Below are 13,753 nucleotides of genomic sequence, written 5' to 3' on the forward strand. Positions count from 1 at the left end.
CGCCAGAGCGCCGGCCCGGTGCTCACGAGGAATCCTCATGCTGTACGACGTCGTCATTGCCGGGGCGGGCCCGGTCGGGCTGTTCCTGTCCTGCGAGCTGGCCGGGGCCGGCTGTTCGGTGCTGGTGCTGGAGGCCGCCGGGTCGCCCGAGTCGCCATTGAAGCGCTTGCCGTTCGGCCTGCGCGGCTTGAATGCGCCGACCCTGGAGGCGCTGGACCGGCGTGGCCTGCTCGAGGCGGTGGCCGCGACCCAGGTGCTGAAGCCGGACAAGGGCGCGCCACCACCCGGCACCGCGCACTGGCTGGCGCAGCCACGGGCGCTGGGCGGTCACTTTGCCGGCATCCCGTTCGCGTTGGACAACGTTGATCGCGGGCACTGGCCGTATCAGCTGGCCACGCCTGTCGGCACCCAGATGGCGGTCGAGCTGCATGCATTGGAAGCCGTCCTGAGCGCTCGCGCAACCGCGCTGGGCGTGCGTATCGAGCGTGGCCGTGCGTTGCAGGGCATGCGTGCTGGCGACGACGCGGTGGTGGTCGAAACGAACGAGGGGGCGGTCCGCGGTCGTTGGCTGGTCGGCTGTGATGGTGGCCGCAGCACCGTGCGCAAACACGGTGGTTTCAATTTCGCCGGCACCGATCCGGAGTTCACCGGCCACTCGTTGCTGGTGGAACTGGAGGACCCGTCGATGCTGACGCCGGGCCGGCAGTACACCGCGCACGGCATGTGCAACTTCAATGCACCGGGGGTGCTGGCACTGGCGGATTTCGATGGTGGTGTCGGCCACCGCACCGCGCTTGATCGGGACGCGGCGCAGGCCCTGTTGCGGCGTGTCTCGGGTCGTGATGCAACGATCACCACCTTGCATCTGCACAGCACCTGGACCGATGGTGCGCGCCAGGCGACGACCTATCGCAACGGACGCGTGCTGCTGGCCGGTGATGCCGCGCATGTGCATTCGCCGCTGGGCGGGCAGGGGCTCAACCTGGGCATCGGCGATGCGATGAATCTTGGCTGGAAGCTGGCGTCGCTGGTGCGCGGCGAGGCCGACGACGCGCTGCTGGACAGCTATGGCGCTGAGCGGCATCCGATCGGTGCGCGGGTGCTGGACTGGTCGCGTGCGCAGGTGGCGTTGATGCGACCCGGCGCCGGGTCACGCGCATTGGCGGCGGTGATGGCCGATCTGGCCGAGACCCGCGATGGCGCGACCTATCTGGCCGAGCGGGTGTGGGGTGTTGCGCAGCGGCTGGATCTGGGCGAAGGGCATTCGCTGGTCGGCCGCAGCGCCCCCGACTTCCGATTGGACGATGGCCGTCGCACGGGCGAGCTGCTGCGCGCCGGAGGCGGTGTGCTGTTGGTGTTCGACGCCGATTCTGCGATTTGCGAGGGCATTGACCGCGATTGGCATTGCCTAAGCTGCATCGCTTCGCCGGTGCACGACACACTGGGTCTGGGCGCGGTGCTGGTCCGGCCCGACGGCATCGTGGCCTGGGCCTGCGATGCTGGCGGCGACGCGATGGGGCTGGCCGAGGCGCTGCAGCGCTGGTTCGGTGCGCTGGCGCCGGCCTGATCTGCGCGGCCGCGGCGCAGCCGGCGAGGGCTGCGCCGGCGGTGCTCAGAGGTCCTTCTTCTTGCCGCTCAGGTCCAGCGGCTTGTCGCTGCCCTTGCGCTCGCTCGACCAGACCTCCATGCCCTTGTTGCAGCGGCTTTCACGCGCGGCCACGTCGGGCGGCAGGTCCTTGAGATGCGGTGATTCCTGGCAGGCCGGGTGCATCGCGTTGTCGTCATAGGTGGCACAGGCGCTGAGAGCGGACACGGCGATCAAGGCAAGCGTGGCACGGAGCAGGGACGACGGGGTCATGGGGGTTCTCGGGGGTGATGCCGGACTGGCCCTGCGATTCAAATGCGTGACAGCGGGCGCGCGCAATCTATCCAAGCGCACTTGTTATGGTGTAACAAGTGCGCGATAGTCGGCGCTAGCTCGGCGCAGAAACCGCTACGCCCGTACCGGCACTGGCGAACGTTGTCGCCCCGTCTCGGTCATCACTGCGGCCAGCTGCTTGAGCGAATAGGGTTTGCGCAGCAGGGTGAAGCCATGCCCCGGGTCGCGTGCCAGCAGTTCGCTGTAGCCGCTGGTCAGGATGATCGGCAGATCCGGGAACTGGCTGCGGACGTTACGCGCCAGGTCCAGCCCGTTGGTGCCGGGCATGACCACGTCGCTGAACATGACGTGGAAGCGCGCAGCCTCCTGTTCCAGCGCCGCCAGCGCTTCGTCCGCGTTGCGTGCCAGCACCACGTTGTAGTCAAGTTCGCGCAGTGCACCCACCGCGAACTCGGCCACATCGACGTTGTCTTCCACCACAAGCACGCACAGTCCGTGACCGTGGACCAGGCCGGGCTGCGGCTGCGCACGGACGATGCTGGCGCCCGCCTGTGCCAACGGAAGGTAGAGCGTGAAGCGCGTGCCGACACCCGCCTCGCTTTTCACATCCACCTCGCCTTCCGACTGCTTTACGAAGCCGAACACCTGGCTGAGTCCGAGGCCGGTGCCGGCGCCCACGCCCTTGGTGGTGAAGAACGGCTCGAAAATGCGATCGACGATCGCCGGATCGATGCCTGCACCGCTGTCGGTCACGCTGATGGCGGCGAACGCGCCTTTCATCGGCGCGGCGAAGCGGATCGATGGCACCGCGGTGACCTGTTCGACATCGATCATCACGCTGCCCTGGCCGTCGATCGCATCGCGCGCATTGACCGCGATATTGATCAGGGCGGTGTCCAGCTGCGTGCGGTCCAGCAATACCGGCAGCGGTGTGCCGGGCAGGTTCGCCGACATCGAGATGCGCGCACCGAGCACGGTGCTGATGATGTCCGACAGAGCCTGCACGCTCTCGCAGAGATCGAACACCTCCGGTGACAGGCTCTGGCGGCGCGAGAATGCCAGCAGCTGCGCGGTGAGCCGGGTTGCCCGGTCCGAGGCGCTGCCGATGGCCTGGACGTAACGCAGGCGCGGATCGTCGCCAGGCCAGGTATGCAGCAGCATGTCCACCGAGCCGGTAATGACCTGCAGCAGGTTGTTGAAGTCGTGGGCGACGCCGCCGGTGAGCTGGCCGATGGCCTCCAGCTTCTGCGACTGCCGCAGTTGCTCGCGCGCACGGACCAACTCCAGGTGCGCCTCACGCGCCTGTTCGGTGATGGCGGCAACCTGGCGGCTGTGCATGTCGCGCTCGATCACCCGCTCGGTCTGTTCACTGACCACGCAGAAGATGCCGGCTACTGCGCCGCTGCCCACGCGCAGCGGCGAATAGGAGAACGTCCAGAACGTTTCCCGCAGCGTACCGTCGCGGTCCATCATCAGCGGCAGGTTGTTGAAGCTGCGATGGGTGCCGGCAAACGCATCATCAATGGCCTGCGCCACGTCCTGCCAGACGTCCGCCCAGACGGTCTGCAGGCGATTGCCCATTGCGCCGTGCAGCTTGTCACCCAGCATCGGCAGATAGGCGTCGTTGAAGAAGAACGCTTTTTCTTCATGGCCCCACGCGATCCACAGCGGCTCGGGAGAGTCGAGGATCATCGCCAGCAGGGTGCGCAGTTCGGGAGGCGCACTCGCGGCGGCGGCGGAACGGGCCCAATCGCTGTCCTGCAGCAGCCGGTAGGCCAGCTGGTCGGGTGCGGAAACGGAGAGGGGAAAAGGATGCATGGCCGTCGACGCGGAAAGGTGCGGCAGCATAGCCGAGTGCATGTCAGCACGTCCTGCACAGGCACGCGCGGCATCCGCACATCACATGCTCATACACCCAGCAGCGTGGGAAGCTGCCAATCTGCCACCCGTGCATGGCTGACCTGCTGGTGGCAACCGCAGCGTTCGCAACGGAACAAGGCGCCCCCCGGCAGCTGCAGCAGGCTGTGTTCGCTGGCCGAAGTGGTTTCGGCGCAGTGCCGGCAGGTGATGGTCAGCGCAGTAATGCGCTCGACGCCACCGGACAGGTTGAACACCGCCTCGAAGGCGCGGATGACGGGGTGGATCGAGTCAGGCATGGACACCTCGGTGGGGACGCATGCCGCATCGTTGCCCAACGACGGTGACGGCGCAGTCAGCTGCGTGCATGCGGTGGATCAAGCGGACGCGGCCATTGCGGTGCGCTGCCGTGTCCGTCGCGATGGTGGACGCGCTGAATCAGGCGACGCAGATCAGCAGCAGGCTGCACAGCACCAGCATCAGCACGAACACGCGCCGGCTCAGTGCCAGGCAGGCCAGGCAGGCCGCCAGGGCCCACGCCCCCAGCAGCGCGCAGCTCAGCAGCCAAACCCCGATCACCAGCAGCGAACCGCTCGCCAGCGCCGACAGCGCAATGGCCTTGAACAACCCCAGCCCCAGCACGCTGCCGAGCACGCCCGCCTGCAGGGCGATGGCGTCGTGGCGGGCGGGGCGGGAGTGGGGGGGCATGGCCGTTCCGGTGCGGGAGACAACAGGGCGTTGTCCACACTCTGTCGAAAACGATATCCACGTAATGTGTTCATGGCGAGGGCTCGGACGTGCCCCCTGTTCATCGATAGCGCTTGTTGCCCCCCGAGGTGATGCAGTACTGCCCCCCGCGAGGGCCAGTGCAGTTGTAGCGTGCCGAGCAGGGGCAGCTGTACGAATTGGATGAGGACGAGCGGGGCGCCGCCCTGGCGGGCGCAAGGCGCACTCCGTTTGCAGCTGGCAGCGCGTGTGCGGCGCCGATGGAGGGGGGTGATCGGTTCCAGCAGCCTGCACCACTGCACAGCAGGCTGGCAGAGACCCAGTGCCCTGAATGGCGGTCCGTATCGACGTTGGCCCAGCCGCGCTCGATCCGGTTGACGATGACGGCTGTGCCGCGGTTGATCGTTTCGCTGACGGTACCTTCCGGTTGCAGGCGAACCAACGCGCTGGCCGTGTCCACATAACGGATATCACGCCCGGCCGACTGCGCGGGCGCCACAGCCAGCAGCTGGAGGATGAGCGCCAGCGCCAGCGATACTGTGATCCGGGCGCTGTTCCGGGTCAGAAGGCTCGGGCCTTCCGTGATGGTGGTGCGATCCATGCAATTCCCTCTACATGCAGCTGCGCTGCGTCACGTGACGTGTTCAATCGCACAGAACTATCGATGACTCCGCATGGGCGGGCAACTACCTGACGGTGGAATTCGCAATTTTCCTACGCGTCGGCCGGCTTCCGCCGGATTGCATCCCACGCGGCCGGTGCTGCACATCGGCCCGGCCAGGCGCTCAGTCGAACTCGCCCTCGGCCGATTCCAGCCGTTTCCGGTACGCCGCCCGATGCTGGTACAGGCGCTGGCATTCGGCGGACCGATGGATGCGGCTGGCAGGCTCGTTGGCCACCGAATCACACATCCGCGCGATGTGGTTGTTGGCCGCCAGTTCGGTGACGAAGAACACGGCGGTGATGCCGATGCCGAGCAGCACCACGTACAACAGGCGGCTGAGCCAGCGCGTGCGCTTGCGCTCGAAGTGCTGCTGGAGGGTCAGGTCGAAGCGGATGATGCTCAGCACGATCCAGATGATGGCGACCAGGAAGCACAGGGTGGGCAGCAGCCCGCGCCAGAGACCGGCCTCGTAGACCGATTCGCTGTAATGGACCGCAGCCCCGGCACCGGCGATGGCGATCGCCAGTGCCCAGTTGCGGCCCAGCGAGAGCAGGTCATCAAGCAGTTTTTCGCGGTTCCGGGTCGGGCCAGGCACATCCATTCCTTGTGCATGCGTCGATGGGCGGCGGGTTGCCTCCCATCTGCAGATGGTGGGGCATCCATGCAGCGATGAGAAGCCTGATCGACTCAGTGGGCAGTGGTGCGGGCGCCGATCCAACGGCGGTAGCGCCGCGTCCGGCACTTTGCCCCGGCCTGCGCCAGCAACAGTGCCCATACCGGGGAGACGCCAGGCGCCGTAGGCCGACGCTTGCTCAACCGCCCCAACTGGTACTTCACCGCAGCCATGTGTGCGCTTGCGGCCAGTGGTTTGCTGCGCCAGTCGATGGTACGCAGCATCGGTACCGGGTCGCGGCCCTGCTGCCAGTGCTTTGGCAGGTCCGGCTCGATCGCCAGCGCGGTGGCGATGCCTACCATCGCAATGCCGCTGTCCAGCACTTGTTGAGCCACCGCGTGGCGGCGGATTCCACCGGTGACCATCAGCGGCATCGCCGCCACCGTGGCGATCTCGCGCGCGAACTTAAGGAAATAGGCTTCGCGTGCGAGGCTGCGTTCATCGCGCGCGGCGCCGGTCATGGCCGGTGCCTCGTAGCTGCCGCCGGACAGTTCGACCAGGTCCACACCCAGCGGAGCCAGCATCTCCACCACGGCGCGCGCGTCCTCCGGCGAGAAGCCGCCACGCTGGAAGTCGGCGGAATTGAGCTTCACCGCCACCGCGAACGTGGGCGACACCGCAGTGCGCACCCCTTGCACGACCTCAAGCAACAGGCGCGCGCGGTTCTGCAGGCTGCCACCCCAGCCATCATCGCGGTGGTTGGAGAGCGGCGACAGGAACTGGCTGAGCAGATAGCCGTGTGCGGCATGGATTTCCACTCCACTGAAGCCGGCGCGCTCGGCCAACTCGGCACTGCGGATGAAACGGGCGATCACCTCTTCGATATCGGCCCCGGTCATTGCCCGCGGCGGTGCGAACTGGCTGGACATCGCCCCCATCTGCAGCGGCACCGCTGAAGGCGCAAGCGCCGGTTGGCCGAGCGCGGCCGGCATCTGCCGCCCGGGGTGGTTGATCTGCATCCACATCTGCACGCCGCGTGCACGGGCCGTATCCGCCCAAGCGATGAAGCGATCAAGGTGGCGATCGTCTTCCAGCACCACACCGCCCGGTCCGGTCATGGCACGGCCATCGACCATCACATTGCCGGTGATGATCAGCCCGGCACCGCCGTCGGCCCAACGCTGGTACAACTCCAGCAGCGCGTCCGAGGGCGCGTGGTCGGCGTCGGCCATGTTTTCCTCCATCGCGGCCTTGGCGATGCGGTTGTGGATGACGGCGCCCGAGGGCAGGGCCAGCGGCGAGAACAGGGACATCGGACAGCTCCGGGACAGGGGAATGGCGCTACGCTAACCTTCAAGTTTGATTGAAGGTCAATCGGTTCCGATGTCGAGGATTCAGGCCCATGAAGATCGGTGAACTGGCGCGGCGCACCGGACTGGCCGCGTCGCGCATCCGCTTCTACGAGGATGCCGGGCTGCTGGTGGTGCAGCGCCAGGCCAACGGCTACCGCAGTTACCCGGAGCAGGCGGTACTGCTGCTTGAGCTGATCATCGGCGCGCAGCGTGCAGGCTTCAGTCTGGAAGAGATCCGCAGCCTGTTGCCACCGGACATGGGCCAGTGGCAGCACGATGCACTGATCACGATGTTGCAGCAGAAGGTGGCCGACATCGAAGCGCTGCAGCTGCGGTTGGCGCAGAGCCGGACACACCTCCTGGCGCTGATCGAGGACATCCAGGCGCGGCCGGACGGCATCGATTGTGCAGCCAATTCGCGACGGGTGATGGACCGCGTGCAGCGCGGCGAACTGGCCCGGCCGACGCTGGCCGCTGGCGATGTGGCGATGCTGCGCCCGGGTCGTCGCCGCGCAGGCAGCGGCTGACGACCCGGCGCAGTGTTCAGCGGCTGCCGGCGACGGCGGCCTTGCGCTTCTTGTCCAGCATCACCGCCACCACCCACAGCAGCAGGCCGCCGACGGCCGTTGCGGCGCCGACATAGCCGGTGCTGGCCGGGCTGAAGCCCGCGCTGATCGCCATGCCACCCAGCCACGGGCCCAGCGCATTGGCGGTATTGAACGCAGCGTGGTTGGAAGCGGCGGCAAGGGTCTGCGCCTCGCCGGCCACGTCCATCAGGCGCGTCTGCAGCACCGCCGCCAGCGCGCCCATGGTGCCGACGGTGATGATCATCGGGCCGATGGTCCACACCGACTGCGCGGCCAGCGGATACAGCAGCAGCATCACGATCGACCACAGCAGCACCACCGCAGCCGCCTTGAAGTGGAACCGGTCGACCAGCCAGCCACCGGCGATGTTGCCGATGATCGCGCCGATGCCGAACACGCCCACCGCCAGCGGCATCCACGATTCGGCCACGCCGGTGACCTGCACCAGGGTCGGCGCCAGGTAGGTGAAGACGCAGAACATGCCGGCGAAACCCACCGCGCCGATCGCCAGCGCCAGCCACACCTGGGAGGTGTTGAAGGCGCGCAGTTCGCGCATCGGCGAGGTACGCACCTCGTCCGGATCGGGCAGCAGGAAGCGGGCGATCATCACTACCGTGGCGATGGCCAGCACGCTGACCAGGGCGAAGGCGGTACGCCAGCTCAGCTGCTGGCCCAGCCAGGTGGTCAGCGGATTGCCGACCAGGATCGCGATCGACAGGCCGAGCAGTACGCGCGACATCGCCTGGCCGCGTTGGCCGGCGGGGCTGATGGCCGCAGCCACCAGCATCGCCACGCCGAAGTAGGCGCCATGCGGCAGGCCGGCGACGAAACGGGCCAGCAGCATCGTGCCGTAGTTCGGTGCCAGTGCGCTGGCCAGGTTGCCGACGGCATAGAAGCCCATCAGCGCCAGCAGCAGCTTGCGGCGTGGGAAACTGGCGCCGACAAAGGCCAGGATTGGCGCACCGACCACCACGCCGATGGCGTAGGCGCTGATCAGGTGGCCGACCTGGGTTTCGGAGATCGACAGGCCACGGCTGATTTCCAGCATCAGGCCCATGCTGGCGAATTCGCTGGTGCCGATGGCGAAACCGCCCAGTGACAAGGCGAGGATGATCAGGGTGCGCTGACGGGGCGTCAGCCGCGCAGCCAGGGAAGAGTTGGGGCTCATGCGGGGGCGCGATGGGGGCGGGGAGCCGCCCATTGTACTGCTGCACCGCAGCAGTGATCAGTGCCCATGGCCAAGAATCAGCGTTTGACTGGTGCTGACCCGCGTCCTATCAGGCTGCGGTCAAGGACGCACGTACATGTCGCTCCAGATGACGAAGGTCTCCGGAGTCATCTGTGCCTCCACTTCGGCAAGCACGATGTCGCGCACCTTGAGTAGTTCCGCCCGGCGTGGGTGCGGTGCGTCCTGGCAGCGGTGGGCGCCCACGTCGGCTTCGTTTGCCAGCGCGGTCAACGTGTGTGCCGCGTCCATCAGCTGCAGCAGCCGCGAAGGCGCCGGTCCTGATGCGGCGCCCGGCCCGATGCGGCCGCCGAGCGCGGCCAGCGCGGCGGCGTACTTGCCGCGCAGGCGGTCGGCCACCGCCGGTGCCAGCTGCAGCAGCCGGCGCGGATGGGCGTTGTCGGCGATGTCGGCCAGCTTCACCTTCAGCGCCAGCGGATGCTGGCGGATCCGTGCGTAGTACTGGTCGGCATCTGCGGCGCTGTGCCGGCTGAGCAGGGTCACCGTATCGCGGATCGGCGCCGGAAAGGCCTGCACCTGCGCCGCGTGCTGCGTGCAATCCTCGACAACATCGTGCAGCCAGGCTGCGGCCTTGGCCATGTCGTCGTCATGGATTGCCGCTGCCACGCGGGCCACATGCTCGATGTAGGGATGTCCTGCCTTGTCCTGCTGCCCGGCATGGGCTTGGCTGGCCAATTCGCGTGCCTGTGCTACCCAGTCCATCGTTGCCTCCTGCAGATGAAAGATAAATTATCGCCCAATCCTGGCCGCGCAGAGGTTGACCCGCCGCAGGGCGCTGGGTACCGTGCGCGTGCCTGCAGCACGCAGGCGCCTGCCGAGCGTGGTTTTCATGTTGGAGATTGTCGTCATCGGATAACCCTGCCCGTGTGTCTGCCGGGAGTGGTTATCGAATGCGTGTTCCCTTGGCCGGGTGCCGTTGGCAGCCCGTGTCGTCCGCATTTCCGATTACGCAGGATCTCTCTTTCCATGAATATCTCCCGAGCGGAGCAGAGGACGTTGCACGTTCTCGCCCAGGGCGGCTGCATTGCCTTCAGCCGCGACGGCTCTGGCCGTGTCCGCAGCGTCGAATGCTTCAACCGTGAAGGCCTGTTGCTGAGCGATTGCACGCTGGCTGTCTTCAAAAAGCTGAAGAACAAGCGCCTGATCAGTTCGCATGACGGCCGTCCCTATCGGATCAACCGTGCCGGACTGGTTGCGGTGCGCCCGCAGCTGGACAATCGTTGATGCACGTCGTGTCGGCCCATTTCCCTTTCTTCGAGCCCGCTGGCCGGGTTCCCCGCACTGAACGAGGTGCCCTGTGAATTTCAACATCCGCGCTGAAACCCTGGCCGATATCGCCGGCATCCATGCTCTGACGGCAGCAGCCTTCGCCATGGCCGAGCACAGCAGCCACACCGAACAGTTCATCGTCGATGCATTGCGCTCGCGTGGTGAGCTGGCGGTTTCGCTGGTGGCCGGGGACGATGAGGTGCTGCTCGGCCACGTGGCGGTGTCGCCGGTGAGGGTTTCCGATGGCAGCACCGGCTGGTATGGCCTGGGACCGATCTCGGTGCTGCCAGAGCGGCAGGGGCAGGGCATCGGTGCTGCGCTGATGCGCGCGGCCATCGGCGTGCTGCGCCAGCAGGACGCACGGGGCTGCGTGCTGCTGGGCGAGCCGGGCTACTACGGTCGTTTCGGCTTCCGCGCCGAACCGGGGCTGGTGTTGCCGGGGGTGCCTGCCGAGTACTTCCAGACGCTGTGCCTGCGCCCACCGATGGCACAGGGCGAGGTGAGCTACTCCCCGGCCTTCGACGCGACCGCCTGATCCCAAGCGGTCAGCCCGCGTGCCGGAGATGGATCAGCGGATAAGGACGGCCCTGCGAATCGAGCGCTGAACGGCTGGTTTCGACGAATCCCATGCGCAGGTAGAACCCCACTGCCTGCGCATTCTGCGCATTGACGTCGGTGCTCAGTTGCGGATGCAGCGCCAGCGCGTGCTGCAGCAGCGTCCGGCCGACACCGGTGCCTCGGACGTCAGGATCGATGAACAGCGCTTCCATGTGCGTACCGTCAATCAGCATGAAACCGAGAGGGCGGTCCTGTGCATCAACGGCAACGGTCATCGGTGCCTGTGGCAGGAAAGCAGCCACTTCGGCATCGATGGCCTGGCGGTCTTCGGCACTGAGGAAGTCGTGGGTGGCGTCGACGGCGCGGCGCCAGAGGCCGACAAGGGCAACGCCGTCATCGGCGCGCGAGGGGCGCAGGGTGGGCATGGGTTCACCAAGGTGCTTCAGGACAGGGCGCAGTATGAGGCTTTCGGTGTGCGCCTGCAGGCGCGGATTCAACCCGCAGTGCGGTGGCGGATGAAGGGGCTGTACGCGGTTGCGTCCGCACGAAGCACTGCACCATCCTCGAAGTCCTCGCTGTCGTTGAAAGGCACGCTCGGCCATTGTTGCCAGTGCACCAACCGTTCACGGTAGTCGCTGGTGGCCGCCACCATGGCCTCGTCGTGCGCCTGCATGCGATCCGCCGGAAGCCCGGAACGCACGCCATGCACCACATGCGGCTCCATCACCTCGAAGCCGACGTAGCGCAGGCTGTACATCAACGGCCAAAGCAGCAACCGGGTGTCGCCCTCGCGGCCGTTCACCGCGCATGCCCGCGCCGATGAGCCGGTGGTCACGCTCAGCAACGCTCGCTTGCCGCGCATCACGCCGTGCTCGTGGCGCTGCCGGCTGTTGTAGATCGGTCCATAGACCAGTACGCGATCCAGCCAGCCCTTCAGCATGGCCGGAGCCGCGAACCACCACAGCGGAAACTGCAGGATCAGCAGGTCGGTGGCCTGCAGCAGGCGCAGGTGGCGCTGCACATCGGCCGGTAGCTGTCCCTGGTCGGCGCTGTGCCGCTGCTCGCGTTGCGCATCGAAATGGCCGGGTTGCAGGCGCCGAGGATGGTGATGGGCCGCTTCCAGCGGATCGAAGGCGTCCGCGTACAGATCGATCATGTCCACCCATACGCCGTCATGCCGCAGCTGCTTGGCGGCCTGCGTGGCCAGATGGGCGTTGAACGAGTGCGGTTCGGGATGGGCCAGCAGGATCAGGGCGCGCATGCGGTGAAGACCGGAAAGAGTGTGCGACGATCCTGGCAAGGCCGGCGTATCCCGGCAATTACGCACCTTGAGGTAACCATGGCCTATCCCGGCGATGTCTATGCAGTGGACTGCTCGGCGCGCGATGCGTTGGCGCTGATTTCCGGCAAATGGGTGATGCTGCTGTTGCCTGCTTTGGCGCAGGGTCCGATGCGCAATGGCGCGCTGCTGCGGAAAGTGGAAGGCATTTCGCAGAAAGTGTTGACCCAGACGCTGCGGCAACTGGAACGCAATGGCCTGGTCGAACGTTGCGACCGTGGCAGCAAGCCGCTGCACGTCGAATATCGGTTGACCGAGGTCGCGCGTAGCCTGGCCGACACGCTGGTGGCGCTGGACCGTTGGGCCGAGCACAATTTCCCGCTGCTGGACGCGGCCCGCGAGCGCTTCGATGCACGCTAGCGGCGCCTGCACGGGGGCGGGCGTACAATGCGGCCCCGGCGGCCATCCTGGCCCTGTTGATACGCGAGAACCGCCATGACCGATGTCCTGGGTGTACCTGTGCACGACGCCGATGAACATTGGATGCGCCACGCGCTGGCGCTGGCCGAGCGCGCGCAGCGCGAGTTCGACGAGATTCCGGTGGGTGCAGTGCTGGTCGATGCCGATGGCCAGTTGCTGGGCGAGGGCTGGAACCTCAACATCGCCTCGCACGACCCCAGCGCGCATGCCGAAATCGTGGCGATGCGTGCCGGCGGCAAGGTGCTGTCCAATCATCGGCTGCTTGGCAGCACCCTGTACGTAACCCTGGAACCGTGTGCGATGTGCGCGATGGCGATCGTGCATGCGCGCGTCTCGCGCCTGGTCTATGGCGCCAGCGATCCCAAGACCGGTGCCTGTGGCAGTGTGTTCGACCTGCTCGGTGATGCCCGCCACAACCACCGGGTGGAAATCCACGGCGGTGTGCTGGCCAAGGAAGCCAGCACGCGGCTGACCAATTACTTCCGCGCCAAGCGGGGCAAGCCGCCGCTGCTGCTGGAAGACCACGCCGACGAGGGCTGAACGGCGAACGGGTATGATGGGCGCCTCTTTCCCTATCCGGTAGGCCGCGCGCCTGCCCAGCAACGAGGCGACACATGGCGGACAACGGCGCGGCCAACGAACGACTGATCTGGATCGACCTGGAAATGACCGGGCTGGATACCGACAACGATTCGATCATCGAGATTGCCACCGTGGTCACCGACGCCCAGCTCAACGTGCTGGCCGAAGGGCCGGAGTTCGCCATTCATCACCCGCTGGAAACACTGGAGGCGATGGATGAGTGGAACCGCAACCAGCACCGCCGTTCGGGTCTGTGGCAGCGGGTGGTGGACAGCACCACCACGCTTGGCCAGGCCGAGGCGCAGACGGTGAACTTCCTGGCAGAGTGGATTCCGGCCGGCCTGTCGCCGATGTGCGGCAACTCCATCTGCCAGGACCGCCGCTTCCTGCACCGCCAGATGCCGCGCCTGGAGAAGTACTTCCATTACCGCAACCTGGACGTATCCACGGTGAAGGAACTGGCCAAGCGCTGGGCGCCGACCGTGGCGGCCGGGGTCGGCAAGAACAGCAACCACACCGCGCTGAGCGATGTGCACGACTCGATTGCCGAGCTGCGCCACTACCGCCAGTTCATGGGCGCGCTGTCGGGCCTGCCGGCTGCCTGAACAACGACACCGGGCATGGCCCGGCGCTACCGGGTGACACGCGAACTGGTAGTGCC

General features: G+C 66.8%; 18 protein-coding genes. 7 read left to right on the plus strand and 11 right to left on the minus strand.

What is annotated here, in order from left to right; all coding sequences use genetic code 11:
- Nucleotides 1-37: 37 nt before the first annotated feature.
- A complete protein-coding gene (locus ACMZPQ_RS02560; RefSeq protein WP_197581044.1) occupies nt 38-1,567 on the plus strand; it encodes an FAD-dependent monooxygenase in 1,530 nt (509 codons plus the stop codon).
- 45 nt (nt 1,568-1,612) lie between these two features.
- On the opposite strand, the gene ACMZPQ_RS02565 is transcribed toward ACMZPQ_RS02560, so the two are convergent.
- From ACMZPQ_RS02565 to ACMZPQ_RS02595, 7 genes are all read right to left on the minus strand, one after another.
- A complete protein-coding gene (locus tag ACMZPQ_RS02565) occupies nt 1,613-1,858 on the minus strand; it encodes a hypothetical protein (RefSeq protein ID WP_197581042.1) in 246 nt (81 codons plus the stop codon).
- A 135-nt stretch (nt 1,859-1,993) separates the two neighbouring features.
- Nucleotides 1,994-3,697, minus strand: a complete 1,704-nt coding sequence (locus ACMZPQ_RS02570; RefSeq protein ID WP_197581040.1) for an ATP-binding protein — start codon at nt 3,695-3,697, stop codon at nt 1,994-1,996.
- Between the two features lie 89 nt (nt 3,698-3,786).
- The gene (locus tag ACMZPQ_RS02575; protein ID WP_049458780.1) at nt 3,787-4,035 is read right to left on the minus strand and encodes a hypothetical protein; all 249 of its coding nucleotides are present in this window, start codon (nt 4,033-4,035) and stop codon (nt 3,787-3,789) included.
- A 139-nt stretch (nt 4,036-4,174) separates the two neighbouring features.
- On the minus strand, nt 4,175-4,444 hold the full coding sequence (locus ACMZPQ_RS02580; RefSeq protein ID WP_197581038.1) for a hypothetical protein: 270 nt from the start codon (nt 4,442-4,444) through the stop codon (nt 4,175-4,177).
- Nucleotides 4,445-4,544: 100 nt separating this feature from the next.
- Entirely contained in the window at nt 4,545-5,063 is a 519-nt protein-coding gene (locus ACMZPQ_RS02585; RefSeq protein WP_197581037.1) for an SH3 domain-containing protein, read from the minus strand.
- Between the two features lie 184 nt (nt 5,064-5,247).
- On the minus strand, nt 5,248-5,721 hold the full coding sequence (locus tag ACMZPQ_RS02590) for a hypothetical protein (RefSeq protein WP_312647336.1): 474 nt from the start codon (nt 5,719-5,721) through the stop codon (nt 5,248-5,250).
- Between the two features lie 92 nt (nt 5,722-5,813).
- Nucleotides 5,814-7,052 carry an oxidoreductase gene (locus ACMZPQ_RS02595; RefSeq protein ID WP_197581026.1) on the minus strand — a complete coding sequence of 413 codons (1,239 nt, stop codon included), beginning with the start codon at nt 7,050-7,052 and terminating at the stop codon, nt 5,814-5,816.
- Nucleotides 7,053-7,141: 89 nt separating this feature from the next.
- Here ACMZPQ_RS02595 and ACMZPQ_RS02600 point away from each other — a divergent pair, with 89 nt between their 5' ends.
- Entirely contained in the window at nt 7,142-7,618 is a 477-nt protein-coding gene (locus tag ACMZPQ_RS02600) for a MerR family transcriptional regulator (RefSeq protein WP_197581024.1), read from the plus strand.
- A 16-nt stretch (nt 7,619-7,634) separates the two neighbouring features.
- Here the strand turns inward: ACMZPQ_RS02600 and ACMZPQ_RS02605 are convergent, their stop codons facing one another.
- Nucleotides 7,635-8,846, minus strand: coding sequence for an MFS transporter (locus ACMZPQ_RS02605; RefSeq protein WP_197581023.1), 1,212 nt, complete (start codon nt 8,844-8,846; stop codon nt 7,635-7,637).
- A gap of 120 nt (nt 8,847-8,966) precedes the next feature.
- Entirely contained in the window at nt 8,967-9,626 is a 660-nt protein-coding gene (locus ACMZPQ_RS02610) for an HD domain-containing protein (RefSeq protein ID WP_197581022.1), read from the minus strand.
- Between the two features lie 264 nt (nt 9,627-9,890).
- Between ACMZPQ_RS02610 and ACMZPQ_RS02615 the strand changes: the two genes are divergently transcribed.
- Nucleotides 9,891-10,148 (plus strand): YjhX family toxin, encoded by a 258-nt coding sequence (locus ACMZPQ_RS02615; protein ID WP_040007459.1) that lies wholly within the window; start codon nt 9,891-9,893, stop codon nt 10,146-10,148.
- Nucleotides 10,149-10,221: 73 nt separating this feature from the next.
- Nucleotides 10,222-10,728: a GNAT family N-acetyltransferase gene (locus ACMZPQ_RS02620; RefSeq protein ID WP_197581021.1), complete on the plus strand. Its 507-nt coding sequence runs from the start codon at nt 10,222-10,224 to the stop codon at nt 10,726-10,728.
- Between the two features lie 10 nt (nt 10,729-10,738).
- Here ACMZPQ_RS02620 and ACMZPQ_RS02625 read toward each other — a convergent pair whose 3' ends face one another.
- Both ACMZPQ_RS02625 and ACMZPQ_RS02630 read right to left on the minus strand, forming a co-directional pair.
- Nucleotides 10,739-11,176 carry an acetyltransferase gene (locus ACMZPQ_RS02625; RefSeq protein ID WP_197581020.1) on the minus strand — a complete coding sequence of 146 codons (438 nt, stop codon included), beginning with the start codon at nt 11,174-11,176 and terminating at the stop codon, nt 10,739-10,741.
- 68 nt (nt 11,177-11,244) lie between these two features.
- Nucleotides 11,245-12,012: an NAD(P)H-dependent oxidoreductase gene (locus ACMZPQ_RS02630; protein ID WP_197581018.1), complete on the minus strand. Its 768-nt coding sequence runs from the start codon at nt 12,010-12,012 to the stop codon at nt 11,245-11,247.
- Between the two features lie 78 nt (nt 12,013-12,090).
- On the opposite strand from ACMZPQ_RS02630, the gene ACMZPQ_RS02635 reads away from it, so the two are divergent.
- From ACMZPQ_RS02635 to orn, 3 genes are all read left to right on the plus strand, one after another.
- On the plus strand, nt 12,091-12,450 hold the full coding sequence (locus ACMZPQ_RS02635) for a winged helix-turn-helix transcriptional regulator (protein WP_197581016.1): 360 nt from the start codon (nt 12,091-12,093) through the stop codon (nt 12,448-12,450).
- 75 nt (nt 12,451-12,525) lie between these two features.
- Nucleotides 12,526-13,050 (plus strand): tRNA adenosine(34) deaminase TadA, encoded by a 525-nt coding sequence (tadA, locus tag ACMZPQ_RS02640; protein ID WP_197581015.1) that lies wholly within the window; start codon nt 12,526-12,528, stop codon nt 13,048-13,050.
- A 74-nt stretch (nt 13,051-13,124) separates the two neighbouring features.
- Nucleotides 13,125-13,697 (plus strand): oligoribonuclease, encoded by a 573-nt coding sequence (orn, locus tag ACMZPQ_RS02645; protein ID WP_197581013.1) that lies wholly within the window; start codon nt 13,125-13,127, stop codon nt 13,695-13,697.
- Nucleotides 13,698-13,753 lie beyond the last annotated feature (56 nt).

The sequence above is a fragment of the Stenotrophomonas maltophilia genome, assembly GCF_047497515.2.
Taxonomy (GTDB): domain Bacteria; phylum Pseudomonadota; class Gammaproteobacteria; order Xanthomonadales; family Xanthomonadaceae; genus Stenotrophomonas.

What these genes read in the sequence shown, in the direction of transcription:
- ACMZPQ_RS02585 (WP_197581037.1), bottom strand. Translation starts at nt 5,063, where the DNA reads ATGGATCGCACCACCATCACGGAAGGCCCGAGCCTTCTGACCCGGAAC.
- ACMZPQ_RS02595 (WP_197581026.1), bottom strand. Translation starts at nt 7,052, where the DNA reads ATGTCCCTGTTCTCGCCGCTGGCCCTGCCCTCGGGCGCCGTCATCCAC.
- ACMZPQ_RS02635 (WP_197581016.1), top strand. Translation starts at nt 12,091, where the DNA reads ATGGCCTATCCCGGCGATGTCTATGCAGTGGACTGCTCGGCGCGCGAT.
- ACMZPQ_RS02570 (WP_197581040.1), bottom strand. Translation starts at nt 3,697, where the DNA reads ATGCATCCTTTTCCCCTCTCCGTTTCCGCACCCGACCAGCTGGCCTAC.
- orn (WP_197581013.1), top strand. Translation starts at nt 13,125, where the DNA reads ATGGCGGACAACGGCGCGGCCAACGAACGACTGATCTGGATCGACCTG.
- ACMZPQ_RS02565 (WP_197581042.1), bottom strand. Translation starts at nt 1,858, where the DNA reads ATGACCCCGTCGTCCCTGCTCCGTGCCACGCTTGCCTTGATCGCCGTG.
- ACMZPQ_RS02610 (WP_197581022.1), bottom strand. Translation starts at nt 9,626, where the DNA reads ATGGACTGGGTAGCACAGGCACGCGAATTGGCCAGCCAAGCCCATGCC.
- ACMZPQ_RS02580 (WP_197581038.1), bottom strand. Translation starts at nt 4,444, where the DNA reads ATGCCCCCCCACTCCCGCCCCGCCCGCCACGACGCCATCGCCCTGCAG.
- ACMZPQ_RS02605 (WP_197581023.1), bottom strand. Translation starts at nt 8,846, where the DNA reads ATGAGCCCCAACTCTTCCCTGGCTGCGCGGCTGACGCCCCGTCAGCGC.
- ACMZPQ_RS02630 (WP_197581018.1), bottom strand. Translation starts at nt 12,012, where the DNA reads ATGCGCGCCCTGATCCTGCTGGCCCATCCCGAACCGCACTCGTTCAAC.
- ACMZPQ_RS02615 (WP_040007459.1), top strand. Translation starts at nt 9,891, where the DNA reads ATGAATATCTCCCGAGCGGAGCAGAGGACGTTGCACGTTCTCGCCCAG.
- ACMZPQ_RS02625 (WP_197581020.1), bottom strand. Translation starts at nt 11,176, where the DNA reads ATGCCCACCCTGCGCCCCTCGCGCGCCGATGACGGCGTTGCCCTTGTC.
- ACMZPQ_RS02560 (WP_197581044.1), top strand. Translation starts at nt 38, where the DNA reads ATGCTGTACGACGTCGTCATTGCCGGGGCGGGCCCGGTCGGGCTGTTC.
- ACMZPQ_RS02575 (WP_049458780.1), bottom strand. Translation starts at nt 4,035, where the DNA reads ATGCCTGACTCGATCCACCCCGTCATCCGCGCCTTCGAGGCGGTGTTC.
- tadA (WP_197581015.1), top strand. Translation starts at nt 12,526, where the DNA reads ATGACCGATGTCCTGGGTGTACCTGTGCACGACGCCGATGAACATTGG.
- ACMZPQ_RS02600 (WP_197581024.1), top strand. Translation starts at nt 7,142, where the DNA reads ATGAAGATCGGTGAACTGGCGCGGCGCACCGGACTGGCCGCGTCGCGC.